This window comes from Micromonospora sp. NPDC048898 (assembly GCF_043198035.1).
Taxonomy (GTDB): Bacteria; Actinomycetota; Actinomycetes; order Mycobacteriales; family Micromonosporaceae; genus Micromonospora.
Genome location: NZ_JBICUF010000016.1, coordinates 1 through 24,717, shown reverse-complemented (window position 1 = coordinate 24,717; position 24,717 = coordinate 1). Strand labels below are relative to the sequence as shown.

General features: G+C 69.6%; 19 protein-coding genes. 5 read left to right on the top strand and 14 right to left on the bottom strand.

What is annotated here, in order from left to right:
• Positions 1 to 6: 6 nt before the first annotated feature.
• Complete coding sequence (locus ACGFIQ_RS29735) at positions 7 to 897, bottom strand: helix-turn-helix domain-containing protein (RefSeq protein WP_393248801.1); 891 nt, start codon at positions 895 to 897, stop codon at positions 7 to 9.
• Between ACGFIQ_RS29735 and ACGFIQ_RS29730 the strand changes: the two genes are divergently transcribed.
• Positions 896 to 1,876 (top strand): GNAT family N-acetyltransferase, encoded by a 981-nt coding sequence (locus ACGFIQ_RS29730; RefSeq protein WP_393248800.1) that lies wholly within the window; start codon positions 896 to 898, stop codon positions 1,874 to 1,876. The two genes, ACGFIQ_RS29735 and ACGFIQ_RS29730, sit on opposite strands and share 2 nt — an antisense overlap.
• Positions 1,877 to 1,966: 90 nt before the next feature.
• Here the strand turns inward: ACGFIQ_RS29730 and ACGFIQ_RS29725 are convergent, their stop codons facing one another.
• Positions 1,967 to 3,325, bottom strand: coding sequence for a carbohydrate-binding protein (locus ACGFIQ_RS29725; protein WP_393248799.1), 1,359 nt, complete (start codon positions 3,323 to 3,325; stop codon positions 1,967 to 1,969).
• 200 nt (positions 3,326 to 3,525) lie between these two features.
• Complete coding sequence (locus tag ACGFIQ_RS29720; protein ID WP_393248798.1) at positions 3,526 to 5,736, bottom strand: hypothetical protein; 2,211 nt, start codon at positions 5,734 to 5,736, stop codon at positions 3,526 to 3,528.
• 211 nt (positions 5,737 to 5,947) lie between these two features.
• Here ACGFIQ_RS29720 and ACGFIQ_RS29715 point away from each other — a divergent pair, with 211 nt between their 5' ends.
• Entirely contained in the window at positions 5,948 to 7,150 is a 1,203-nt protein-coding gene (locus tag ACGFIQ_RS29715) for a low temperature requirement protein A (RefSeq protein ID WP_393248797.1), read from the top strand.
• A gap of 46 nt (positions 7,151 to 7,196) precedes the next feature.
• On the opposite strand, the gene ACGFIQ_RS29710 is transcribed toward ACGFIQ_RS29715, so the two are convergent.
• From ACGFIQ_RS29710 to ACGFIQ_RS29685, 6 genes are all read right to left on the bottom strand, one after another.
• Positions 7,197 to 8,072, bottom strand: a complete 876-nt coding sequence (locus ACGFIQ_RS29710) for an FkbM family methyltransferase (protein ID WP_393248796.1) — start codon at positions 8,070 to 8,072, stop codon at positions 7,197 to 7,199.
• Between the two features lie 61 nt (positions 8,073 to 8,133).
• Complete coding sequence (locus tag ACGFIQ_RS29705) at positions 8,134 to 9,276, bottom strand: glycosyltransferase (protein WP_393248795.1); 1,143 nt, start codon at positions 9,274 to 9,276, stop codon at positions 8,134 to 8,136.
• Positions 9,277 to 9,309: 33 nt separating this feature from the next.
• Positions 9,310 to 11,571 (bottom strand): glycosyltransferase, encoded by a 2,262-nt coding sequence (locus ACGFIQ_RS29700; protein WP_393248794.1) that lies wholly within the window; start codon positions 11,569 to 11,571, stop codon positions 9,310 to 9,312.
• A complete protein-coding gene (locus tag ACGFIQ_RS29695) occupies positions 11,561 to 12,316 on the bottom strand; it encodes a sulfotransferase family protein (RefSeq protein WP_393248793.1) in 756 nt (251 codons plus the stop codon). The genes ACGFIQ_RS29700 and ACGFIQ_RS29695 overlap by 11 nt, the downstream gene beginning before the upstream one ends.
• A 38-nt stretch (positions 12,317 to 12,354) precedes the next feature.
• Complete coding sequence (locus ACGFIQ_RS29690) at positions 12,355 to 13,239, bottom strand: glycosyltransferase domain-containing protein (RefSeq protein WP_393248792.1); 885 nt, start codon at positions 13,237 to 13,239, stop codon at positions 12,355 to 12,357.
• Between the two features lie 16 nt (positions 13,240 to 13,255).
• Complete coding sequence (locus ACGFIQ_RS29685; RefSeq protein WP_393248791.1) at positions 13,256 to 14,005, bottom strand: class I SAM-dependent methyltransferase; 750 nt, start codon at positions 14,003 to 14,005, stop codon at positions 13,256 to 13,258.
• A 534-nt stretch (positions 14,006 to 14,539) separates the two neighbouring features.
• Here ACGFIQ_RS29685 and ACGFIQ_RS29680 point away from each other — a divergent pair.
• From ACGFIQ_RS29680 to ACGFIQ_RS29670, 3 genes are read left to right on the top strand one after another with little or no spacing between them, the layout of a single operon-like run.
• Complete coding sequence (locus ACGFIQ_RS29680) at positions 14,540 to 15,886, top strand: glycosyltransferase (protein ID WP_393248790.1); 1,347 nt, start codon at positions 14,540 to 14,542, stop codon at positions 15,884 to 15,886.
• Between the two features lie 25 nt (positions 15,887 to 15,911).
• Positions 15,912 to 16,241 carry a LuxR C-terminal-related transcriptional regulator gene (locus tag ACGFIQ_RS29675; protein ID WP_393248789.1) on the top strand — a complete coding sequence of 110 codons (330 nt, stop codon included), beginning with the start codon at positions 15,912 to 15,914 and terminating at the stop codon, positions 16,239 to 16,241.
• 45 nt (positions 16,242 to 16,286) lie between these two features.
• The gene (locus tag ACGFIQ_RS29670) at positions 16,287 to 17,126 is read left to right on the top strand and encodes a hypothetical protein (protein WP_393248788.1); all 840 of its coding nucleotides are present in this window, start codon (positions 16,287 to 16,289) and stop codon (positions 17,124 to 17,126) included.
• A gap of 33 nt (positions 17,127 to 17,159) precedes the next feature.
• Here ACGFIQ_RS29670 and ACGFIQ_RS29665 read toward each other — a convergent pair whose 3' ends face one another.
• The 5 genes from ACGFIQ_RS29665 to ACGFIQ_RS29645 form a co-directional block, all read right to left on the bottom strand.
• Entirely contained in the window at positions 17,160 to 18,476 is a 1,317-nt protein-coding gene (locus ACGFIQ_RS29665; protein ID WP_393248787.1) for a glycosyltransferase, read from the bottom strand.
• Positions 18,477 to 18,535: 59 nt separating this feature from the next.
• The gene (locus ACGFIQ_RS29660) at positions 18,536 to 19,291 is read right to left on the bottom strand and encodes an ABC transporter permease (protein WP_393248786.1); all 756 of its coding nucleotides are present in this window, start codon (positions 19,289 to 19,291) and stop codon (positions 18,536 to 18,538) included.
• 30 nt (positions 19,292 to 19,321) lie between these two features.
• Positions 19,322 to 20,269 carry an ATP-binding cassette domain-containing protein gene (locus ACGFIQ_RS29655; RefSeq protein WP_393248785.1) on the bottom strand — a complete coding sequence of 316 codons (948 nt, stop codon included), beginning with the start codon at positions 20,267 to 20,269 and terminating at the stop codon, positions 19,322 to 19,324.
• A gap of 37 nt (positions 20,270 to 20,306) precedes the next feature.
• Positions 20,307 to 21,536 (bottom strand): cytochrome P450, encoded by a 1,230-nt coding sequence (locus ACGFIQ_RS29650; RefSeq protein WP_393248784.1) that lies wholly within the window; start codon positions 21,534 to 21,536, stop codon positions 20,307 to 20,309.
• The coding region (locus ACGFIQ_RS29645) for a thioester reductase domain-containing protein (protein WP_393248783.1) at positions 21,502 to 24,717 on the bottom strand (3,216 nt) is incomplete at its 5' end. The genes ACGFIQ_RS29650 and ACGFIQ_RS29645, both read right to left, overlap by 35 nt.

Sequence of the window (24,717 nt, the reverse complement as noted above, 5' to 3'; positions counted from 1 at the left end):
GTGCTGTCACGGTGTGGGCAGCCGAGAGGTCGCCGTTGGGTCCGTGCGGCTGTACCGGGCCGGCGTGGTGGCGGTGTGTCGGCGGAAATGCCGGGTCAGGTGGGCCTGGTCGCAGAAGCCGACGGCGATCGCCACCTCGGCCGGCGGGATGCCGGTGAGGAGTAGTTTGCGGGCGGCCTCGATCCGTCGCCCGATGATGTACGCGTGCGGACTGATCCCGAAGGTCTGGCCGAAGCTGCGGATCAGGTGCGGTACCGAACGGCCCAGGAGGCGAGCGGCGGCGGCGAGGCTGACGGCCTCCACCGTGTGCTCGTCGAGCAGCGCCCTCAGCGCGCGGGCGGCCTGCGGCTCCAGCCGGGCAGGCGGAGCAGGCACGGCGGTCAGATGGTCGGTGAGTCGTTGCCTGACCATGGCGAGACGGGCTTCGGCGTTCAGCGGGTCCTCGTCGGCAGCAAGGACCTGGTGGAGCCCGGCGAGGGCCCGGCGCAGCGGGCCGTCGCGGAGGACGGTGTGGTCGACGGCGGAGCCGATCAGACTGGCGGGCAGGAACGCCGGGTCGAGGTACAGGTTGCGCTTGCGGAAGCCGGGCGCGTCGGCGGCCGGGCGACCGTCGTGGACCACTCCGGGTGGCAGAACAGCGACATAGTCGGTGCCGCTCACCCCACAGTGTCGGTTGTCGAGGTCGTAACGGAGGGCGCCGGCGTCGAGGATCAGCACCGTCCAGGTGTCGTGGGCGTGCGGCGGGTAGGCGTAGTCGACGATCTGGGCGTGGAACACCTCGCTGATCTCGGGGACCGGTGGCCGCCAGGCCCGGACTCGGCAACCGGGCGGTCGGGTGCCGTCGGCATCAAGAACGTCCAAGACCGGCGCGGCGGCCCCCGGGGATGCTCGGTCCATGTCGATCACTCCCGCTCACCTGGCCGTCGTGAATCTGTCCGAGGCGCTTGCGTCGTTCGACGACGTCTACAGCCCGCGAATCGTGACTCGGACAAACGATTATGACGTGCGGATCGCCCACACCCGGGGCGAGCACGTCTGGCACGTCCACGAGGACACCGACGAGTTCTTCCTGGTCCTGGACGGCCAGTTCAATGTCGCCTACCGCGACGCGGCCGGGCAGGAACACACAGTCGTCCTGCGTCAGGGCGACACCTTCGTGGTTCCCAAGGGCACCGAGCACAAGCCGTCCTCGCCGGGCGGGTCGATTCTGATGTTCGAGCCGACCGGGACCTCCACCACCGGCGATCGCCACGAGGGTGCGGTTCCCGACCACGTGGACAGCACGGCGGGGAAGGCCCTGACGACCCCGGGGAGGGGGCCCACCCCCAACGGCCCTGACGGTGTCCGCCACGACCGCTGGGCAGCCACGCTGATGACGGCCCGTCTGCTCCTGCGGCCCTACCGGGAGTCAGAACTGCCGGCATTTCTCCTTCTGGCTCTTGATCCGGAGGTGACGCGTCTCGTGGGCGACGGCGCCCCGTGGAGCCAGCAGCGCGCGGTCGACCGGTTCCACCGGGGCCGGGCCGCGCACGAACAGGGCAGCGGAGTGTGGCTCCAGGTGGCAGATCGCCACACCGACGAGCAGGTCGGCGTGGTGGCCGTCGAGCGTCGGGCGGACGACCTCGAGATCGGGGTCTGGATCACCCCCGCGCGGTGGTCGAACGGCTATGCCCGCGAAGCGCTCCGTGCCGTGCTCGGTCAGCTCCGGATCACCCGCGGCCTCGCGGGTCCTCCGATCGTCGCCGAGATCGACAGTCAGCACGTCCGGTCCTCGCAGCTCTTCCAATCCCTGGGCTTCCGGTTGGGAGGGTCGGGCATCGGCCGGTACGGCAATCGCGTCGACAGGTACGTCCTGGACCGTCATCGACTCCGATGAGCAGGAACGGACGAGACGTCGACCGTTCGAGGCGCCGGGCCCCCCTGCCTGTCGGACGACCGGCTGGCGGTGGGCCCGGCGCCGTCGCCGTCAGCGGCCCTGTAGGCGCTTCACGTTGTCGCCGAAGGTCCAGCCCTTCGACCCGTCCCAGTTCGCCGACCAGGTCATCAGGCCCTTGAGGCCGGGCACGGAGTTCCAGGCCTGTGTGACGAGCGACGTCGACAGGTGGCCGCCGCCCGCCCCGATCTGCGCGGGCAGGCCCGGGACCTGCTTGTCGTACGGCACGCGGATGGTGGTGCCCTGGATGGTGAGGCCGTTGTTCAGGCACTGCGTCTGCACCGTGAAGCCCTGCACGGTGCCCGCCGGGTACGAGTCGCCGGCGCAGCCGTACATGCTGCCGTTGTAGTACTGCATGTTCAGCCACCAGAGGCGTCCGTTGTCGACGTACTTCTTGATGATCGGCAGGTACGAGCCCCAGATCGAGCCGTAGACCACACTGCCGCCGGTGACGTACGCCGTCTCCGGTGCCATGGTCAGGCCGAAGTTCGACGGCATCCGGGCCAGCACGCCGTCGATGATCCGGATCAGGTTGGCCTGCGACGTGGACAGGGTGTTGATGTTGCCGCTGCCGGTCAGGCCGGTCTCGATGTCGATGTCGATGCCGTCGAAGTGGTAGGCGGTCAGGATCGGCACGATCGTCGCGACGAACCGGTCGGCGACCGCGGTGGAGCTCAGATCGATGCCCGCGGCGGCCCCGCCGATCGACATCAGGATGGTGGCGCCGGCCGCCTTGGCCTGGCACATCTCGGCCGGGGTGGCCACCTTCACGCCAGCGTCCATGCCGTTCTCCCAGAGGACCGTGCCGTCCGGGCGGATCACCGGGAACGCCGCGTTGATCACGTTGTAGCCGTGCTGGTTGAGCCGGCTGTCGGTGATCGGGATCCAGCCGAGGCCGGGGTGTACACCGTTGGAGGCCCCGTCCCAGTTCTCCCAGTAGCCCTGCAACACCTTGCCGGTGGGCCGCGACTTCACCGCGCAGGTCCCACCGGTTGGCGGTGGCGTGGTGGGGGGAGCGGTGGTCGGTGGCGGTGTGGTGGGTGGCGGGGTCGTCGGTGGTGGCGTGGTGGGCGGTGGTGGCGTGGTGGGCGGTGGCGTGCTTCCCGAGCACGCGCCGAGGTCACGCCAGAGCGACGGGGTCGCGGCGGGGTTCCAGCCCGCGCCGGGGTGCGCGGTGTGCGTGACGAGCGCCTGGTAGAGCCGGCCGCCGTAGGTGACCTGGGCACCCGCCTGGTAGGTGGGACCTTCGGCCCAGGCCGGGGCGGTGCAGGCGACCAGCGGGACGGCGTTGGCCGAGGGCACGGCCGCCATGCTGCTGGGGACGAAGGCGACGGCGGCCGTGACGGTCATCGCCGCCCCGGCCACCACTGCGAAGATCCGACGGCTTCTCATGGCTCACTCCCCAGGCTTCGACGACCCGCGACCTCCACATATTGACGTTTGCGAAGCTTAATATCAAGGGTTGTTTACAGATCCGGAAAGTGGGGGAGTGGCCGGCTGATGGCGTAGCGACGGCGCCGTTCCGCACGTCCCGACCGCCTGCCGTACGGGCAAGCCGCGGTCATCGACGTCCTCCCGATCCTTCCTGTCGCTCAGCGGAGGTGGCCGGCGAGGTTGCGCACCGCCTCGGTGAACGCCTCGTCGGATTCGCAGGGGCTGTGTCCCTTGATCGGTGGCGGAAAGATGTCGCCGGCCGGAGCCGTGACGTCGCGGGGGTCGCGGAGCCGTCGGTCCACCGTCGCCTTCCGCTCCGATGCGGCGGGTGCCTCGTCGGGTCGGTGCGGCGGAAAGACGCGCCCGCCGACGGGGTCGGTGTCCCGCCACAGATTCACCCACCGCCAGTCCACCCGATCGGCGATCTCGCGAATCACCTCGTCGTTGACGTACGCGGGAAAGAGCCGGGCGTACAGCCGTCGCAGCGGCGAGCCGTGGGTCAGCAGGGCGATCCGGTCGGTGACCCGCGGCGGCAGTTGGAGCACTGTCGCGGCGAGCAGGACCGAGCCGTGGCTGTGTCCGGTGAGCACCACCGCGTTGCCGGAGTCGACGAGGTGGGTGATCCGGCAGGTCAGCTCGGGCACGGCCCGTTCGGCATAGCACGGTGGCGCGAACGGGTGTGCGGCTCGGGGCCAGAAGGTGCCCAGGTCCCACACCACGCCCACGTACCGACGAAAGCCGGGGGTGCGGTAGGCGAAGATTCCGCCGACGACCAGACCGGCGATGATGGCGGCGATCAGGTAGCTGCCGACACCGATGCCGAAGTCGACGAAACTGGCCGGCAGCCCCACGTACCGCTGGATCAGCTCGTCGGCAGGCGTCGGCAGCAGGCCGAGGGCGACCGCCGCGATGCCGATTCCGGCGAGGCAGGCGTAGAGCACCGCGAGCGGCACCAGCCGCTCGGTGAACCGGGCGCGGGCGATGGCCTTGCGCACCTGCCGCAGCCGTGGCCTGGCCTCGGCCGGCGCGTCCGGGAAGTCGCGCGCGACGATCGACGCCGCGGCACGGATCCGTCCCGGTCGTGACGCCAGCGACACCACGCCGGCGACGGCCAGCGTCACCAGCACGGCCAGCGAGAAGCCGAGGATCGCCCAGATGCAGGCACGGGGAGGGCTGGTGATCAGCGCCTCCGCGGTCGGCGCGCCCCTGTTCAGGACGTCGGACACCCGGTAGACCAGTTCGGCGGAGAAGGTGAGGGCCAGACTGATCGCGGCGACGGAGGCCGCCAGGGCACCGAACCCGAGCGAGGGTGCGACAACGGGCTTCCGATCCCGGTGCCAGAACAGCACCGCCCCCAGGGCGGCCAGCAGCACCGCCTGACCGATGAACAGCCCGATGACCGTGAGGTTGTAGCCGGGCAGCCCGTTCCGCTCCGGCCACGGGGCGGAACTGGTCAGGACGTGGAGCCAGACCACCACGGTCAGGCCGAGAGCGGTCGTGCGCAGTACGCCGACCAACCGGTCGAGCCGCCACTCCGTGGGCGTGGTCAGGGGTGGGGTGCAGAGCAGAACCGCACACGTGATCAGCAGGAGGCCGCCGGCTACCCCCAGCGCGACGGTGCCGATCGACAGGCCCTGTGCCGCCCGGGCACCGAGCAGGCTGAGATCCAGCGTGGCGAACGCCGCCGTGACGTGAATCGAGCGCAGCCGACCGACCAGCGGCTCGTTGTCCCACCGACCGACTGCGGTGAGCCGGTGCGCCGCACGGGGCTGGTCGACCGCACGGAAGACGGGGAAGGGGAGCGCCGGGCGGGCGCTGAGCACCCACACCAGGCTGATGGCGGCAGCCGGCGCCAGCGCGAGCACCGCCAGGCGCAGTCCGGCCGGACGCCCCCCGAGCCAGGAGAGCCAACTGCGCCCGGCCAGGCACTCCGGCGAGGACATGCACTTCCACGCGATCACATCCAGCGAGATGCCCACGATGCTCAGCACGTACATCCCGGTCAGGGTGAGTGCCAACAGCCGGCAGAGGGCCTTGATCACCGGGTCGGGGCCGGCCGCGGCCGGCCGCATCCAGATGGCGAGGTTGATCAGCATGAAGGGCAACAGGATCACCATCGACAGCGTGCGGATCGCGGTGCCAGCGGGCAGATTGTTCCAGCGGTAGGCCTCCAGCGTCGGTCCGCCCGCCGCACCGTCTTCGTGGTTTCCCGGTCGTGGCCGGTAGAAGCCGCCCCTGCGGTCACCCGCCACCTGCCGCACGTGCGGCCGATCCAGCAGGTCGTCCGGGCCCGTGGCGGACACCCCGTGCACCCGCAACTCCACGAAGCCGTCAGCCCCGGCCCGCGTGCCCACCTCCCGCTGATCCATCCGGTACCGGTCCCTCGGCGTGTACGCGGCTCACACCGACCCGCTCGGCTGATCCGACGGCGCCCGCGTGGCGCAGCGGGGTACCCCGGGAAGGGAGAAGCAATCCTGAGCCGCGGGTGGGGTCTTCGGCATTCTTCGACTATCGCTTCGACGACCCGCCGGGCGTGGTACCAATACCCGGACAGGCGAAGCCGGTAGAGGTGGGCAGCCCATGTCGACAAGGGCAGCGGCGCTGCTTCGCAAGCCGGGGCAACCGCAACGGCCGAGCCTTCTGGAACTCTTCTTCGACCTGGTGTTCGTCTTCGCTCTCAACCGGGTCTCACAGCGGCTGGTCGAGGAGCTCACCGAGCGGCGGGTCGTCCTCGTCGAGGCCGGCGAGACGTTGCTGTTGCTGCTGGCGTTCATGGTGCTGTGGTTCGTCACGGCGTGGGTCACCGACCTCTACGACCCGCAGCGGCCGCAGCTCCAGTTGCTCGTCTACACGGCCATGCTCGGTGCGCTGGTGATGGCAGTGGCGGTGCCGCAGGCGTTCGGCGACCGGGGCATGGCGTTCGCTGTCGCGTACGTCGCGGTCCACATCATTCGTGGTCTGGTCATCGTGCCGATGCTGCGCGGCCACGAGGCTCAGCGTCGGGCGGCCGGGGTGTTCTTCTGGTTCACGTTGTCGGCCGTGCCGTGGATCGCCGGAGCGATCGCGGCGGACCTGGCCCGCGGGCTGTTGTGGACGCTCGCGATCGTCATCGACTGCGCGGCACTGCTGCTGTTCTATCCCGCGCCCTGGACCCGCCCCACCCAACGGCAGTGGCCCGTCCTGGCCGAGTACCTGTCCGAGCGCTACCGACAGTTCTTCATCATCGCGCTCGGCGAGCTGATCCTGACGACAGGTTCGGCCTACAGCGACACGTCCTTTCGGCACGCCGGATCCGCGGCGGCCTTCGCGGTCGCGTTCGTCACGACAGTGCTGCTGTTTCGCGTCTACCTCTTCCGGGCGGGCCAGCTGTTGCCCGATGCGATCAGAGCCAGCGCTGAGCCCGCCCACCTCATCCGGGAGGCCTTCCTCGCGCACGTCCTCATGGTGACGGGGATCGTCGCCGTCGCCGTCGGGTACGAGATCGTGATCGAACATCCGTTCGGGCACACGGAGGCGGCGTGGATTCTCGTCGTCCTCGGCGGACCGATGCTGTTCCTGATCGGGCGGGCCCTGGTGGAGCATGCCGTGTTCGACCGGGTGTCGCACTCCCGGATCATCGGCGCGCTGGCGCTTGCCGGCGCCTCGCCGTTCATGATCTTCCTGCCGCCGCTGGCCGTGGCCGGCACCGCCGTCGCCGTCCTCGCCGGCATCGCCGCTTCCGACGCCGCTCGTGCCATGGGCCAACCACCCGAACAGCCGCACCCGCCCAGATCCCGGCGGTGAGTGGCAGACCGAGCCCCACCGGGAGCGGCCGGTGCCGTCGTGCGGCTCAGCCGACCAGCCGGTCGACGTATGACTGGATGTCGGCGTCGGTGACGACCCCGCGGGCGGCGAGAATGTCGAGGCACCGAATGGCGAGTTCGAAGGAGAAGAAGACCGCGTCGGCGAAGATGGCGAGATTCTTCAGCTGCTCGGTGGTCATCTCCGGTGCGACCGGATTCCTGATGTAGACGGCATCGCCGTCGACCGCCTGGTTCACCGTCAGCTCCTTCGGCAGTCTGCCGAACCGGGAGTGGTTGATGAGTGTCGACTTGACGAACAGGAACTTGTGGAGCATGAACCCCTGGGCGCGCAGGTATCCGTCCAGGCCGCAGAGGTTCGGCTCGTTGTCGTACAGCTGCAGGAACCGGACTTCCGGGATGATCGTGACCGCGCCCGCCAGCCGTTTCTCCGCGCCCCGCATCGCCTCGACCTCGTAGCCCTGGCAGTCGATCTTGAGCAGGTCGATGTCGACGATTCCCGGCAGGTCGTCGATCCGATGGGTTTCCATGTCGATCGTCTCCACCAGCGTGGTCTCGTCGCGCCACCTGTCGAGAAAGTCGATCGATGGCGGATGGATCGGGTACATGCTGCTGAAAGCACCGTTCCGGAAGACGTGCAGGGTCGCCGGGCCGCCCCGGCCGATGGCGTACGGCAGGTAGTGCTCGTTGTCCCGCCGGGTCCTCAGCAACTCCCGGTACGCGCTCTCCTGCGGCTCGAAGCCCCACACCTCGCACAGGCCCTGCTCGACGAGAGTCTGGTACGGGGGCCGGTCCAGGGGGTTGGCGAGCGGGTTGGCGCCGACGTCGAGGATCCGTGGCCGCCGCTCGGGCCGCAGGATCTCGACCAGCGCCGTCGATCGTGCCGGGTCGATGTGGTCAGCCATGATCGGGTCACCTCCGGGCGTACGACGGGTCTTGTCGGGTGCGACGGGTTCTGCCGACGTGTCACCGCGCACCGGTCAGCAGTTCCGCGGCCAGCGCGGTGACCACCTCCGTGGGGGATGGCATGGCGGCAATCTGGTCGGCGATCCTGCCGGCGTTGGTGCGGTAGCTGGGTGTGCCGAGCACCGTGTCCACGGCCCGGGCGACAGTCTCCGGGGTGATGTCGTCCGGCCGGAGTTGCACGGCGGCGCCCGCGTTGGCTGCCCGGCCGGCATGCATGGACTGGTCCGCTCCCTGCGGCACGACCACCATGGGTAGCCCGGCGGACAGCACGCCGAGCACGGTTCCGGCGCCGCCGTGACACACCACCAGATCGATGTCGGCCAGCAGGTCGTGCAGTGGCACGAACGGCTCGAAGACGACCGCCGCGTGGTCGACGTCGAAGTCGTCCGCCGAGGCGGTGAGCCCGACGGGCACCCGTAGCGCCGCGCCGGTGCAGGCGAGCGCTCGCAGGATGGGGTCGAGCCGCCGGGCGTCGGTGAAGAGGGTGCCGAAGGTGACCAGGATCCGTGGCTGCCCGACAAGTGCGCGGAGCACGGGGGCGCGCTGGCCGGGTGGAGCGCGGTGGGCCTCGGGGCGCAGTGGCCGCCATCGTTCGGGGGCCTGCCAGTCGTCGCGCCGCATCGCCGGAGGGCAGACGTCCAGCACCCAGCGGGCCGGCCGAGGCGTCAGTCCACGGCTCTCGTACTGCCCGGACACCTGCTGCCGCAACCTCTGCTGGAACTCCGGCGAACCCTCCGGCCCGACCGTCAGCGTGGCGGTGGGCACGTCCAGGGCGGTGGCGACGAGCGGCCCGAGAACGTCCGTCGGATCGGTGACGATCAGATCCGGCCGCCAGGCCCGAGCCGCGGCCAGGCTGTCCGCCGCGGAGAGGTCGATCCTGGTGTTGCCGAACGCCTCAAGCTGGGCGGCGAGTGTCGCCCCCGCCATGACGTCCTCACCGGTACGGCGGAGAACCTCGGCACGGAGGGCACCCGCATCCGCGCCGGTGGGAAGCATCTCGAACTCCTCGCCGCCGAAGACCTTCGTCACCGACTCCGGCACCAGCACCGACACCGCGTGCCCCTGGTCGACGAAGGCTCGTGCGGTCGGCACCTGGTGCAGGAGGTGGCCGAGCAGCGGCACCCCGGTGAAGATGACCCTCATGGATCGACGCCTCGGTGTGTTCATCCGTGCCGCTCAGACGAACGCGTGGTCGAGTGACGGGCCGAACGACACGATCCTGGTCTGCGCGAGCAGGTCGAGGTCTGCCGGCTGGTAGGTGTGTCGGGAGGTGTCGGTGTGGCGTACGTAGACGTAGTTGAAGCGGTCGGTCGCGTAGGTGGCGTACCCCTGTTGCGCCGCGTCGATGACGAACCTGATGTCCTCGCCTCTGGTCTGGTCGGCGAACTTCACCACATCGCACAACTCGCGGCGCATCAGCAGTGTCCCACCGCACAGGGGTGTGCCATAGACGTGCTCGGTGCCGGGGAAGATCACGCCGAGGGCGGGAAGCCTCTCGAGGAAGATGAACCTGGTCCATTTTCCGACGATGTCCGCCTCGGTGTACTCGAAGGCGCGCAGTTGGTCTTCCAGATAGTTCGGGCCGTAGTGGTCGTCGTCGTCGAACCGGGCAACGTACGGCGCGGTCGCCGTCTTGATCAGCTCGTTGCACACGGACCCCAGTGACAGCTCACTCGGTAGGCGCACCACCGTGAGGTGCTGGATCGACTGGGCGGCTGCGGCGTCGCGGATGCGAGACTCCGGTTCGTCGACGCCGTGCAGGCCGAGGATCAGCTCCAGGTCGGCATGGGTCTGGCGGCCGACGTTTCTGATGATGCTCTGGTATCCGCCGAGTCGATGGGTCGGTGCCACGATCGAGACGCGGGGCCGCGGCTGCGGGCTGGAGCGCAGGCCGACCGTGCGCAGGAGATCGTCGACGCGGTCCGCGTAGGTGTGCTCCCGCATGACCCACCGGACCCCCCGCACGGCCTGACGGTCTCTCAGCTCGGTGCTGGACAGGAGGGCCTTGACCAGCATCTGCGGCGACGACCTGTCCGCGATGGCCTCCACGCCGCCGGGGCCCACCATCGCGACGGCCGCCGGTGACGGGCCACCGAGCACCGGAGTGCCGCAGGCAAGTGGCTCCAGGAGATCGGGCGAGAGCGTCGGGGAGTCCGAGACCGGGTCCACCTGGAGGAAGACCCGGTAGCGCCGGTACGCGCTCAGCAGTTGGTCGTACGTCACGTGACTGGCGACGTGATCCTTGAGGTCGGGGGAGAGCGCGGGGCGTGACCCGGGCTCGTCGAGCAGGAGGACGTGCAGCCCGAGACCGGCGGTGGCGCTCAGGAACTCGGTGCCGACATCGTGACGTGGTGCGACGTACGCGATGTCGCCGACGGCGTGCGAGAAGGCTCCCACCGGATTGTGGATGCGCGGTTGGATCGCGAACGGCAGGACGCCGACCCGCTCGTGCCCGAGGTCTGCCCGGTATCGGCGCGCGCAGCTCGGGTCCACCGTGAAGACCCAGTCGAAGTGGCGGGCGACGGGCAGAAACGGCTCGTAGCCGGACGGGTCGTCGTTGTTCCAGAAGAGAGTGGGAACAGCGTGCTGGCGGCAGTGGTCCAGCAGCTCCACGACCCATGGGCGGAGCCCGCCGTCGGGGGTGAACGGCCCGTCCGCACCGTCGGCCGGGCAGCGGGACTCGACCAGGAGGAGGTGCGGCGGATCCGGCCGAAAGGCCGCATGCCACGAGCCCCGCGAGACCGGCTGCACACCGAACTCGTACCGCAGCGCCGACCGGGACCGTTCACCGAGGACGGCCGCGACGCGCAGGTCGGGTCGTCGCGGTGGCGTGCTCGGAAGGCTGGCCGACTCGAACCGGACCGCGTGCGCCGGTGCGCTGTCGCCGGTTGCCACCTCGATGCGCCAGGGCCGGCCGGTCGGCGGCGAGCCGTCGTCGAGGGCGGGAGGCGTCGCGCTCGGCGGTGCCTGCGTTCGCACCCGTTCGATGTCGCGGTCGCGCATCATGAGCAGGAGCGCGGCTGCGGCGTCGGCTGTCGAGTCGGTGGTCCCGATGGTGACGTCGCCGGGTCGTCTCGCGGCGTCGTTCTGGGTGCGGACGACGAGGAGACCGTCGTTCGACGCGATGGCGGAGACGTCGAACGCCCGCAGGACCGCCGCGATCAGGTCCGGAAAGCGCATCTTCAGGCCGTCGACGGACTCGTCGTCACGCACCACGAACTCGATCGCGCCACCGTCGACGACCACGCGACCCAGTTCGTCGAACAGGCGCGGGAGCCGCGCGGCCTGTAGAGCGTCCAACCCGACGACGGCACGATCGAAGGTGTCCGCCTGGAACGGCAGGACGTCTGGCGTGACACGAGCCGGCCAGAGGGCGGACGGCGGCGGAAGCCGGGACAGGTCGAGCGTGCGAGTGGACGTCGGGGGATCAGCGGGCATCCGGTGCCTCCGGTGCGTAGCCCCAGCGAGCGCATCGTTCTTCGAGGTAGTCGGGCACGGGTTGCGGGGTCGTCGTCTCCGGCCGGGGCTGCACCTGACCGGAGCGGATGGCGTCGCCGAAGTCGCCGATTCCCGGCTCGAACGGGCCGTGGTCCGCCTGGCCGTACTCCAGCATCGTCGGTTCCCAGTCGACGTCGAGGTAGGCGCAGACGGCCTTCGTCGACGCGACCGGGTCGGACAGCAGGTCCTCGTACCGAATCGTGAGGCCGGACAGCTCGCGCCGCGCGTCCTCGACCCCGTCGATCATGTCGAGCACGATCGGGATGACCGTGGACTCCGGATCAGGCCCGACCCGCAGCGCGGACCGCACGATGTCCGCCGGGTTGCGCAGCAGGAAGATGTAGCGGGCACGCGGCCAGCACGCGCTGAGCCGGCGCCAGGACAGCGAGTTGCCGGGTGTCTTCTCGACGAGCACCGACTTCTTGCTGGCCTCCAGCAGACGGTGCAGGATCCGGTCCCACAGGAGGAAGGCGAGCTCCTCGTCGGGGAATCCCGCGGTTCGGAGCGCCAGCTCGGTGTACCAGGTCGTGGTGTCGACCCTCGTGTGCGGCAGGTGGAGCTCGTGGGGCGCGCAGATCTGTGAGTGTGTGTTGAGAATGCAGCGCAGCAGGGTCGATCCGGACCGGATGGCCGACAGGATGAAGGCTGGCTCCTCGACGAGCCGAGCTCCCGGGTCAGCGTGCACACGTCCTCCGTCTGTTGTTCACCTGGGCTCGTGCGTGTTCACTTGCCGACCAGTTGGTCCACCGCGACGACAGTCGCCGCCCGAGCGGCAGGTGTCGTGGACCCGGTGACCTCGCGCAGCCAGTCGGGCAGCTTTCCCTCGTCGAGCAGGTCCAGTGCGGCGGCCTTGCCCATGGGATTGGAGAAATGGATGTGCGCGGCCTGGCTGGGGGTCTTCAGCACCTCTTCGAGACGCGCACGTTCCTGCCCGTAGCTGGCCGCCTTCCGGTCCTGCGTGTAGAACTCGTAGTGCCCGAGCAGGATCTGCAGGTCCCACACGTCCGGTATGGGTGGACCGAGGTTTTCGAAGAGCTGGCCGCTGTGGTCCAGCGCCACGGTCTCGCCTTCGAGAAGCTGGACCAGCGTCCAGTAGTACTGGTCACTGAAGGCGTACCGCTCGTTGGTGTCGTAGCCGAACTTCCGTAACTTCCGCAGGAGCTCGAACCGGTCACTCGGCGGCTGCGGGTATCTGTCGAGCAGGTCGAGCAGAACGCCGGCCGGGCCGATGTATCCGCCGCTGTTGAGGAAGGGGTACGGCGGGGTGGGGGGAGCATCCAGGATGGCGAATCCGAGGGAACCCAGTGGCCAACTGCCGACCTCGGCGCTGAAGACGACCGGCTGTGCAAAGGTCTCGTAGACCTCTTCGATGTGCTGTTGTCCGCGAATGAACAACGTGTCGTACGCGTCGGTGAACACGATGAGCTCATCGGCCTCGACGTGCTGCGCGAGGTAGCCCGTGATGATGGACCGCTTGTCGCTGTGCCGGAAGCCGTCCTTGGTGGAGTGCAGGATGACCAGGTCGAGTCCGAGAATGCCGCAGGACGGGATCAGGAGGCGTTGGAGGAACGGCTGGTCGAGGTCGGATGCTATGGTGACGATCTTCATGTCGGCCCCTCGGGTCTCAGACCGTGAATGACGGCCGTGAGCGGCCGATTCCGATTCCGCCGGCCAGGATCTGTCGTTCGAAACTGATGTCGAGATCCTGCTCCCAGCGCTTCATGATTTCCTGCTCGCCGGGCCGGTCGATGTCGTCGAGAATGATTGCGTAGTCGTCCGCGAGCAGCGAGGCGAAGAACGGGATCGCGGGATACCGGGAGTGTTGCCGGGCGACGTCGCTCGCCGGCGGGCCGTCAATGATGAGCAGGTCGATCGGCTGGTCGGCGATCCCGCGGCGAATGGCGTCCGTCTCGTACCACGCGTTCTCCTCGTGGGGCCACGCGGACGCCGTCGGCGCCAGGGGTGCGCGCACGACAGTCACCACGTCGTCCAGCGACTCGTCGGCGAGCTGTTGCTCGATGGTGTCGGCCCACTGTTCGTCGTGCTCCACCGTCCAGACCTGTCCCCCTCGCTGCCGGGCCAGGCGTCCCAGGTAGACCGACGAGATGCCACTGCCCAGCTCCACGATGTGGCGCCGCCGGTTGATGACGACCTCGTTGAGCACGGCGACGACACCGCTGGGACGCATTGCCGCCACATTCCAGGGCAGATAGCTCGATGACAGCGGGGCGAGAACCTGAAGTGCCAGCAGGTCGTGCCAAACTTGATCATTCATAAACTCTCCGCCCGGGGTAGGGATTGCGCCACCTGGGGATCGCTCCGGCGCGGCCTGAAGTAAACAATCGATGGCCGACGATGGCAGCCATTGTGCCATTGCCGGGGCGAGTGCGGTAGGTGTCGGCGCCCGAGTTTCGTTGGCGGCAGCCGGCCGGTTCTCCCGCGATTTCGTCGTGGTGTGGCTTTGTCCGGTTCGATAATGGAATCGCCTGTGTTGTGGGCTGGGTGGTAAATGGGTACGGCTTCTGCTGGTCTTCGGTTGTCTGCGCCCAAAGATGGCGTTCAAATCCGCTGGTTGCGGTGTCCTGGCTGGTGGGGCGTTTCTCCAGGTCACCACCTCTGCGGCCTCCGCAGCCACAACGACGTCTTCGCCGTTCAAAATACGTTACCAAGCCGGACAAACGCTAACTGTGACGGAGACTTGTGGGGGTTTCCCCTGCCTTGACCACCCGCTGGATCGTGGCTAACATATCAACGTCCATCGTTAGGCGGAACGAGTATTCGATGGATTGGATGCAGTTCGGGCGACGTTGCCTGCGATTCTCTTCTTCTGGTTTCTCGTCTCTCGGCTCCCGTGCGGGTGGGTGCCTGGTGGACACTGTTTCGGCAAAATCAGCACGAGGAGGGCCGAGTGTCGAAAAAGGGCGGTGAGTCGACCGCGGAATCGTCCTTCGTCGGCGGCGACACGACACCGCGGGTTTCCGTTGTCGTGCCCACCCACAACCGCGCCCAGGACCTGCGCCGCACGCTCGAGAGCCTCTGCGAGCAGACACTTGGAGTCGACGAGTACGACGTGATCGTCGCCGACGACGGCTCGAACGACGAGACGCGGTCCGTCGTCCACTCCTTCGCCGGCCGACTGCGGCTCAAGTACCTCTTCCAGGAGGATCTCGGCGCCCGGGAAGCGCAGGTCCGCGACAACGGCGTCACCCGGCTGCGCAACGCCGGCGCCCGGCTGGCCACGGCACCACTGCTGGTGTTCCTGGACTGTGCCACGCTGGCCGGCCCGGACCTGCTCACGGCGCATCTGCTCGCGCACACACCACCCACCGTGCCCGGCCGGGCGATCGCCGGGTACGTGTACGCATACCCTCCACGCAGGGTCGACGACCCGGGCTACGCGCCCCCGGCCGGGCTCGCCGAGGCCGTCCGGACGCTGACACCGCAGCAGGTGGCTGACCGCTACCGGGACGAGCCGAGGTTTCGTGACCCCCGGCACGAGGAGTTCGAGAAGGTCGGGTTCGACCTGGGTGACCGCATCTTCCCGGAGGAGCTGTTCTGGAGTTCGAACTGCTCGGTACCCGCCGTCGACTTCTGGGCGGTCGGCGGCTTCGACGAGGACTTCCGCGGTTGGGGCCTGGACGACGTCGACCTGGGCTACCGGCTGGCCCGTAACGGCACCGCGATCCAGCTGAGCCTGGACGCGTGGGCGATCGAGTCGCCACACGAGCGGGACGGCGCGGTGAACTTCGCGGGCCTCCTGCGCAACGCGGAGAGCTTCTTCACCAAGTACCGGTTCGCCGAGCCCTCACTCGAACTCGGCTGGCTGGTCCTGCAGTCGCCCACCGAGCCTGCCCTGTGCACGGTGGAGATGCTCAGCCGTCGGGTCGCGGACTGGACCCGCCACTGTGCCGGGCGCATCGTCACCGCCGAGTTGGAGAAGGCGTTCGAGTCGATCGCGCCCGACGCACGCGTCGCCGTGCTCGGAGCGGGGGCCGTCGTGCCCGCTGTCCGGCAGTCCTGCGTACTCGCCGACTTCGACCGGCAGGTCGTGGACCGGCTTGTCGCCGACGGTGCCGGGACCCGCCACGACGTGCGCCACAACATGGGCGTCCGCACCGGGCTGCCGGACAAGGCGGTGGACACCGTCGTGATCACCTCAAGGCTCGACGGGCTGTGGAGTGACTTCGGCCCGGCGATTCTCGCCGAAGCGCGCCGGATCGGCACGGGGGACCCCGTCCGCACGGGGGAGCGCTAGCGTGACGCGCCTCCGGGGATCCGCGATGCGGAGCGACGACGAAGCGCAGGGGATCGAAGCGGTGGAGCGGGTCACCCCGCACGCGGCGAGGCCCGTGCCCGCCCGCAAGGTCCCGCCGCTGAACGTCCGGGACGCGGGCGTCCTGGAGGGCGTCGCCTCGGGCGCGTCGAGCGTGCAACTGGCGGCCAGCCTCTTTCTCAGCCGGCAGGGCGTGGAATACCGCATCGGACGACTACTGCGCAAGTTCCGGGTGACGAACCGGACGGCGCTTGTCGGCAGGGCGTACTCCCTGGGCATCTTCGAGAGCGGATCGTGGCCGCCCAAGGTGCGGCGGGAGTTCGTGGCCGGTGAGTAGGATCCGTCGACTCAGCCCGCCCTCCAACTCAGGGAAAGACCGGGGATGAACGAGACGGTGAAGTTCTCCTGCGTCGTCGACGGCTCCCCGAGATACCGGCACCAGGCCTGGATCTGGAGTACGACGCTGCTGCGCATCGCCCGACGCCAACCCCACGAGGTGGTCATGCACCTCGTCGAAGGGGTCGACGGCCGCGAGTTCGACGTCCTGCGTGACCTGGGCGTGGAGATCCGCACCGTCCCGCCGTTCGACGAACGCCATCCGTACTCGAACAAGCTGAGCCAACTGCACAGCGAAGCGCTGCGAGACGCCGACCTGGTCGTCCTCACGGACTGCGACATCGCCTTCGCCGACGACGTCGACAGCCTCTTCGCCGGCCTGGAGATGATCGCCGCCAAGACCGTCGACCTCGCGCGACCGTCGTACGACCACTGGCGGCGGATCTTCGCGGCGGCGGGCTTCGACTCCGAACCGGGACTCGCCCTCGCCACCCACTCCGGAGAGCCGACCTTCGCCCGCAACTTCAACGGCGGGGTGTACGTGCTGACGCGCGAGGCGTTCGCGGCCCTCGGGAGCGCCTGGCCGAGATGGAACAGGTGGCTGCTCGACCGCCCGGAGATCCTCGGCGACCTGACGTTCCACACCGACCAGGTCGCGTTCGGGCTGGCGACACACGAGCTGGGCCTGGCCGTGTACGACCTTCCGCCGAGGTTCAACTACCCGACGCACCTCGTCGACCCGCTGCCCGCGGATCCCGTGCTGCTGCACTACCACCAGCACCTCGACGATGCCGGCTACCTCAGACCCGTCGGCCACGATGCCGTGGACGCCAAGATCCGCCGGGTCAACCAGGTCCTGGCCGCCGAGCGGCACGCGGCGTCGTAACCCTCGTCGTACCGTGGATGGTGTGTGCCGTCCTCAGTGCGCACCACGGCGGCGTGCGGTCGCGGCATCCAGCACCACCCGGGTCGCTGCCCGCGCACCGTCCGGGAAGCGCGCGTAGGCGGTCATCAGTTCGCGGGCGCGGGCGCGGTAGGCCGGCCGGGTCAGCACCGTGTGCACGGCGTCGCGCATCTGCTCGGCCGTCTGTCGCTCCTTCCGCAGCCAGAGGCCCGCGCCGGACCACCGCACCCGGGCGTTGTTCTCCATGTGGTCCTCCGAGTCACCGACCGCGACAAGCGGCACCCCCTGCGCCAGGGCGGTCTGCACGCCTCCGAAACCGCCGTTGGTGACCATCAGGTCCACGTGCGGCAGCACCTCGGTGAACGGGATGTACGGCTCCAGCACCAGGTTCGGCGGACGGCGGTCCGCGGGCAGCACCTCCTGCGGGTCGCGCCCACCCGACGTGGCGACCACCAGCACCTCCTCGGCGGCCAGCCCGTTGATCGTCGGCAGCAGGAGGTCGAGCGGATCGGTGGCGGCGGTGCCCTGCGTGACGAACACCACCGGCCGGCCGGTGGCCCGTGCCTGCGCGATCCGCCCCCACCACGCGGGCTCCTTCCAGTCGTCCAACCCCTCCAGCCGCGTCGGTCCGCAGAACACCACCGAGTCGGGCAGGTCGCGCCGGGGATACTCGAATTCGGGGATGCTCGACTGGATGTAGCGGTCGACGATCTGCTGCGGCCAGGAGAAGAAGAAGCCCGGCAGCGGCCGCAGGCCGAGCGCGGCCCGGATCCGGGTCGCCTCCCGCTGCGGATCGCGCATGACGACCCGCCGGACCAACTGGTAGAGAAGACGGTTGCGCGCCCGGCCGAGCGGCCCGCGCGCCGGCGGCAGACCGGTGCCGTACGGTGCTGTGTCCACACTCGACACGTGCAGTGCGCTGGTCGAGAAGGCCACCAGGGGGATGTTCCGTCGTTCGGCCGCGAACATTCCGGCCAGGAAACTGTGGTCGGACACCACCACCTCGGGCGCGAACGAGTCGATCAGCTCGTCGATGTCCGCGACGAAGGCCTCGACGGGGCGGACGAACACCTCCAGCACGGTGGTGCCGTAACCGCCGACCCCGCCCGCGCGGTCCGGTGCGCTCTGCAGCGCGTCACGTGCGCCGGCATCGGCCCCGGCGCGCGTGGTCATCGGGGCGAACCTCGCGCCGGTCCCGACGACCAGGGGTTCGAACGCCCTACCGGTGTACCAGAGCACGTCGTGGCCCGCGACGACCAACTCCCGTACCAGGGGTGTCGCGTAGCGCAGGTGCCCGGTGATGGCGTGCGTGGTTACCAGAATCGAGGTCACGTGGGGATCACCCTCCTGTGCCAGTGGCCAACTCCGCCACGCCGGTGACACCGGCGCGGTCACTCAGCGGTACGCGCGAAGAGCCGTCCGGTGTAGGTGAGCGACACGACCGCACCAACGATCGCCAGGCCGTACGCCCAGGCGACGCCACTGTTCCAGGCGTGTCCCGCGTACAGCTCGCGGGCGCCCTCCACCACCGTGGTGAGCGGGTTGGCCAGGGAGAGCCAGCGCAGCCAGTCCGGTGCGTACGTCATCGGCACGAAGATGCCCGACAGCAGCGTGAGCGGCATGGTGATCAGGCTGACCCCCGGACCGAGCACCTCGTTGGTCTTGAAGATCAACGCCAGCGCGTACGACAGGGGTGCGATGCCCAGGGCGAGCAGCAGCAGCAGACCCGCCATCTGCAGCACCTGCAGGGGATACAGGTGCAGCCCGAACGCCACCGCCGGCAGGGTGATCATCACGCACTGCATGAGCAGCACCGACGCGTCGCGCATCGTGCGCCCGAGCAGCAGGGCGAACCTGCTGACCGGGGTCACCTGGAACCGTTCCAGCACACCGAAGTGCGTCTCGGCGACGAGCGAGAAGCAGGCGTAGAGGCAGGTGAAGATGGCCAACTGCACCAGCAGACCCGGGACGTACAGGTTGAGGACCTTGTCCGGGTCCGCCCCGCGCAGGCTGCTCTTGAGCAGGGGGGCGAACAGGATCAGGAAGAACAGGGGCTGGACCGTCATCACCACCACCCCCCGGAAGCTCTGGAAGGTGCGGATCATGGCGCGCTGGTAGACCAGCCAGGTCTCGGTGAGCAACTTCACGGTGCACTCCTTGGTTGTGCGGGGAAGGCGTCATTTCGCATCGCGAAGCGACCTGCCGGTCTTGCGGAGGAACACGTCGTCCAGCGACGGCCGCTCCAGGGCGATCGAGGTGAGGTCCGCGCCGTGGGCGTCGAGCAGGCGCATCACGTGCGGCAGCGCGGTCTCGCCCTTCTCCACGAACAGGCGGACGGTCTGCGGATCGGGTTCGTCCGCGTCCCGAACGAACGGCTGCTCGGCCAACACCTTGCGGATGGTCTTCGCGTCGCCCTCCACCCCGACCACGATGATGTCGCCCGCGATCTCACGCTTGAGGTTCTGCGGGGTGCCCTCGGCGGCGATCTGGCCGCGGTCGATGATGACCAGCCGATCACACAGCGCGTCCGCCTCGTCGAGATAGTGCGTCGTCAGGAAGACCGTCATCCCCTCGTCGCGCAGCCTGCGCACCTGGACCCACAGGTTCGCCCGGCTCGGCGGGTCGAGGCCGGCGGTCGGCTCGTCGAGGAACAGCAGCCTGGGCGAGTGCATCATGCCGAGCGCCAGGTCGAGACGCCGACGTTGCCCGCCCGAGTAGGTGCCCGTGCGCCGGTCCGCGCACTCGCCCAGTTCGAAGGCGTCGACCGCCCACTGGGCGCGGGCCAGTGCCGCGGACTTGTTCATCCCGTGGAACCGACACTGGATGATCAGCTCCTGCCAGGCCGTCATGGACGGGTCGGTGCCGCCCCGCTGGCCGACGTAGCCGATGTGCTTGCGGACCTCGCGGGGCTGCTCGACGAGGTCGGCGCCGCAGACGGTGGCCCGGCCGAAGGAGGGACGCAGCAGGGTCGCGAGCATGCGTACCGTTGTCGTCTTGCCCGCGCCGTTGGGCCCGAGGAAGCCGAAGACCTCCCCGGCCTGCACGACGAGGTCCACGCCGCTCACCGCCTCGACCTTGCTGCGACGGCCGCGGAAGGTCTTGCCCAGCCCGATACTCTCGATCATGTCTCCCGCTCTCAGGGTTGTGGCGGTCTCCGCGCACTCACGCCACGTCGGCCCGCGATGCCGGTTCGATGAGCACACCCATGTGCTCGATGCCGTAGGTGCCGGGCCGTGATCGCAGACGCGGCGGACGCTCCGGGTCGATCGACATCCGGTCCAGATGCGGGTAGAGAGCGCGGAATGCCCTGCCCGCGAACATCTTGCCGAGCACGGCGCCCGGACAGAAGTGCGGCCCGGCGCCGAAGGCCATGTGGTCTTCCTTGTTCGGGCGGTCCAGGTCGAACACGTCTGGGTCGGGGAACTTGCGCGGGTCGCGGTTGGCCGCGGCGAGCAGCGCGTGCACGAGGGCGCCGCGGGAGATCACCGTGCCGTGCAGATCGACGTCCACCTCTGCGCGACGCAGCAACCATGGCGTCGGAGTATATAGACGAAGGTATTCGTCGATAAAGTCGTCGGTGCGGTCGGGAGCGGCGGTGAGCACCCGACCCAACTCCCGGTCCTCCAGCAGCATCCGCACCCCGCCGCCGAGCAGGTTCATGGTGGTCTCCATGCCGGCGGCCACATAGGACCAGCCGAGGCCGACCATCTCGTCGTGGTCGACGTCCCCGGACTCCTTCCGACTGACCAGATCGCTGAGGATGTCGCCGCGGTGCGGGCAGCCCACGCGCTCGGCGGCCAACTCGTCGATATACCCCACCAGGCCCATGAAGTCCTCGAAGAAACCCGGCACCTGTTCGGGGTCCAGGCCGCCCATCACGGAGAAGACCTCGATGACGGCCTGGGACCAGCGCTGCATCTCGGCCTTGCGCTCCATCGGAAAGCCGAGCATGCCGCCGACGACCCGCAGTGGCAGCGCGGTGCTGAACTGGTCGACGAACTCCACCGAGCGCTGGGCGAGCAGGTCGTCGACGAGTTCCTCGACGGTCTCCTGGATCCAACCGTTCAGGGTGCCCAGGGCGCGCGGCCCGAAGGCGCGGTTGGTCACCCGGCGCAGCCTGGTGTGGTCCGGGGCGTCCCGGTTCACCATGATCGGCAGATCGAGGAAGTCGCCCCGGCGCACGTGCGAGGAGAACTGCCTGCGGTCGCGCAGCGCCACGGCCACGTCGTCGTACCGGCTCAGGATGTAGAAGTCCTCGCCGTCCGGGGCCGTGGCGGTCGCACGGTGGACCGGGGCCTCCTCGAGCAGCCGGCGGTACATCGGCCAGGGCAGGACGCGGTGCGCGGGATCGGCCGGGTCATAGTTGATCGGCTCGTACGTCACGGAGTGCACGGACTGCTCCCTTCGGAGGGTCGACGAACCGGGCGGAGACGAACCGTCGCAGGTAGGTGTGCAGGAGCCCGGTGGTCAGCGGCGGGCAGGTCAGTCCGAGCCCGGCCAGGGTCTGGCGGGTCGACGTCGACTCGAACCGTGGCACCCGCGCGTCGTCGATGGTGTCCACGAGGAAGGGCACCAGGCCGAGCAGAGCCATCGTCCCGGACCGCGAGCCGGTGATCCGTTCGCGCCAGTCGTCCCAGGTGGTCAGATCGATCGGGTACCCGAACGCGCGGACCATGTCGAACAGTTGCGGCCAGGTCAGGTCGCTGTCGTTGACCAGGTGGAAGGTGGCGCCGTTCAGTTCGGGGCGGCGGGCCGCCTCCACCACGGCCGCCGCCACGTAGTCGATCGGCGCCGGTTGGAGATGGATGTTGACCTCGCGCGGCCCCACGCCGGCCTCGATGCAGCCCTTGAGCATCATGTTGAGGTGGTCGTGCCGGTTGAACGCCCCGGTGCGGCTGTCCCCGCCGGCGTTGACCCGGTGGATCGTCATGGGTACGCCCCGCTCGTGCGCGGTGCGGACCATCTGCTCGGCGACCCACTTCGACTGCGCGTACCCCACCGACAGCGGTCCGCTCTCGATCGGCAGTTGCCACTCGTGGACGCTGTCCGGCTCGTACTGCACCGAGGAGAACACGCCGACGGTGGAGATGAGGTGCACCGGGCGTGCCGGGCCGGCCAACGTGGCGAGGCGCAGCACCTCCCGGGTGCCGTGCACGTTGGCCCGTTCCAGCGCCCGGTACGGATAGGTCCACTTGACCTGGGCGCCGCAGTGCACGATGTCGCCGCACCGCGCGTGCAGGTCGGCGAACGCCTCGTCGCCCAGGCCGAAGTCCGGCTCCGTGAGGTCACCGGGCACCGCGACGATCCGGGACCGGTGCCGGTCGACGTCGATGCCGTAGGTGTCGAGGTTGGTGAGGATCCGCTCCAGCGCACGGTGCGCGTTGCTGGCCCGGGCCAGGCAGTAGACGTCGCCGTCGCGCCGTTCGAGCAGTTCGGCAAGGAGGAAGGCACCGACGAAACCTGTCGCGCCGGTCAGCAGGCTGGCACGCGGGGCGCTGTCGGGATGCCACGCGGACGTGTCGGCGGCGATCGACGGCGGCAGCGCGGCGCGCGCGGCCATCTCGTCCACGCTCATCCGGGTGAGCTTGCCGGTCTTCAGTATCGACAGCGGGCGGGGTTGGGCGGCGAGGACGGGATCCAGCGCGTGCGGCGCCGGGGCCGCGACCGGGTCTCCGTCCTGCGCGGGCACCCCGGGGTCGGCGGCGCGGATCTCGTCGGCGAGCATCGTGGCGAGCGTGGCCGGCGAGGCGTTGTCGAAGAGGACGTCCAGCGGAACCCGGACGTGGAGATCGCGTTCGATCGCGCTCCGGAACTCGGCGATCATCAGCGAGTCGGCCCGTGCGGTGACCGGCCCGGCCGGGTCGATGTCCTCCGGTTCGCATCCCTCGACCGAGGCGAGCAGCGCGGCGAGGTACCGCTGGAGGCGTTCGCGTGCCTGCTGCGGGCTCGTCCGGCGCAGTCGCGACACGTCGGGCCGGGCGACCTTCGGGCCCGTCTGGGCCCGGGTCGGCGAGCCGTTCGACAGCGAGGACGGCCCGGCGGTCAACCGCTCGACGGTCTCCGGTGTGAGTGGGCTGAAGGACACGCCACTGATGAGGGCGTAGAGCAGGCCGTCCTCGTCGGTGATCGACACGTCGCCGACCAGACCGTCGTCGTGGCCGGGGGCGTCGCGCAGAACCGCCGTGCAGCGTATCTCGCCGTCGGTGAAGGCTCGCTGGACTGTCATGCCCGCGAAGCCGGTGCCGACGTACAGCGGTCGTTCGGGTCCGGCGTCCGCCCCGGCCGCCACCGCGATCAGTTGCACGCAGGTGTCCAGCAGCAGCAGGTCGGGCCGTACCCCGGCGGTCAGCGCGGCGCACGACGGGTCCGGCGCGGCGACGTACCCGACCGCGGCGGCCCGGCCGCGCAGCGCCGACTGCACCAGCCGGAAGCTCGCGCCCAGGGCGAAGGACGGATGCCAGGCCCGCTCGTAGAACTCGTCGTGGTCGAGATCGTCGAGGCACCGGCCGCGGGCCCGCTCGAACTCCTCCGGTTCCAGCTCGTCGGTGTTGCCCGAGTCGGTGTTGCCCGAGTCGGTGTTGCCCGAGTCGGTGTTGTCCGCGTCGGCGGCGACGATGTCGGCCTCGATCAGTTGCTGCCAGCCGCTGTCCGGGTCGTGCGCGAAGACGCGGACGCGGGCGCCACCATCGTCATCCGGGTCCAGGATGGTCTGCACCGTGCGCGCGGCGTCGTCCGCGAGGAGCAACGGTCGGCTGAACGCCAGGCGCCCGACGGCGAACGGCCCGTCGAGGGCGCGTTGCGCGCAGCGGTGCACCAGTTCGAGGAAGACGATGGCGGGGACCAGGATGCGGTCGTGCACGCGGTGCTCGTCGAGCAGCGGCAGCGCCGCCAGCGACAGGTGCGTCTCGGCGATGAGCTGCCCGGACGCCGTGTCGGTGAAGTGCGGCAGCAGTCCGGTGCCCGCGTCGGCCGGTGCCATCTCGTGCCGCGACGTCGGCACCGGGATGATCTCGTGCCGCAGCGTGGGGACCCAGTAGTCGCGGTGTTCGAACGGGTAACGCGGAAGGTGCGGGATCCGCTCCGGACGCTGGCAGACCGCGGACCAGTCGACCGGGACTCCTCGGGTCCAGAGCACACCCAGCGACTCGTGCATGAGGCGCCGGTGTTCCGGGTCCGGGTCGTCGGGGGCGTAGGTCGGCAGATAGAGGGCGGTGTCCCCGCCGGGAGAGTCCCGGACGAGATGCTCGAGGCCACGGGGGCCGAGCTCGATGAGCAGCGCGGTGCCGCTGGCCGTGGCCGCTTTGACCGCGGTGCGGAACTCCTCGGGATCGCGTTCGGTGAGCACCGTGTCCGCGACGACCCCGTGCGTGCGCCACCAGGTGACCAGGGGTTCGGGGTCCGGCGACGCGGCGGGTACGAGGAAGGTGATGTGGGTGGTGGTGGTGGGTGGGGTGTGGTGTTGGGTGAGGTGGGGGTGTCCGGTGTTGGTGGTGAGGGCGGTGAGGGCGTGGGTGAGGTGGGTGGGGTTGGTGGTGGTGATGGCGGCGCGGTGGGGGTGGTGGGTGCGGGTGTG

Bases quoted from the DNA above. Each gene is read 5' to 3' on its own strand.
- ACGFIQ_RS29730 (WP_393248800.1), top strand. From the start codon at position 896: ATGTCGATCACTCCCGCTCACCTGGCCGTCGTGAATCTGTCCGAGGCG.
- ACGFIQ_RS29735 (WP_393248801.1), bottom strand. From the start codon at position 897: ATGGACCGAGCATCCCCGGGGGCCGCCGCGCCGGTCTTGGACGTTCTT.
- ACGFIQ_RS29725 (WP_393248799.1), bottom strand. From the start codon at position 3,325: ATGAGAAGCCGTCGGATCTTCGCAGTGGTGGCCGGGGCGGCGATGACC.
- ACGFIQ_RS29720 (WP_393248798.1), bottom strand. From the start codon at position 5,736: ATGGATCAGCGGGAGGTGGGCACGCGGGCCGGGGCTGACGGCTTCGTG.
- ACGFIQ_RS29715 (WP_393248797.1), top strand. From the start codon at position 5,948: ATGTCGACAAGGGCAGCGGCGCTGCTTCGCAAGCCGGGGCAACCGCAA.
- ACGFIQ_RS29710 (WP_393248796.1), bottom strand. From the start codon at position 8,072: ATGGCTGACCACATCGACCCGGCACGATCGACGGCGCTGGTCGAGATC.
- ACGFIQ_RS29705 (WP_393248795.1), bottom strand. From the start codon at position 9,276: ATGAGGGTCATCTTCACCGGGGTGCCGCTGCTCGGCCACCTCCTGCAC.
- ACGFIQ_RS29700 (WP_393248794.1), bottom strand. From the start codon at position 11,571: ATGCCCGCTGATCCCCCGACGTCCACTCGCACGCTCGACCTGTCCCGG.
- ACGFIQ_RS29690 (WP_393248792.1), bottom strand. From the start codon at position 13,239: ATGAAGATCGTCACCATAGCATCCGACCTCGACCAGCCGTTCCTCCAA.
- ACGFIQ_RS29685 (WP_393248791.1), bottom strand. From the start codon at position 14,005: ATGGCACAATGGCTGCCATCGTCGGCCATCGATTGTTTACTTCAGGCC.
- ACGFIQ_RS29675 (WP_393248789.1), top strand. From the start codon at position 15,912: ATGCGGAGCGACGACGAAGCGCAGGGGATCGAAGCGGTGGAGCGGGTC.
- ACGFIQ_RS29670 (WP_393248788.1), top strand. From the start codon at position 16,287: ATGAACGAGACGGTGAAGTTCTCCTGCGTCGTCGACGGCTCCCCGAGA.
- ACGFIQ_RS29655 (WP_393248785.1), bottom strand. From the start codon at position 20,269: ATGATCGAGAGTATCGGGCTGGGCAAGACCTTCCGCGGCCGTCGCAGC.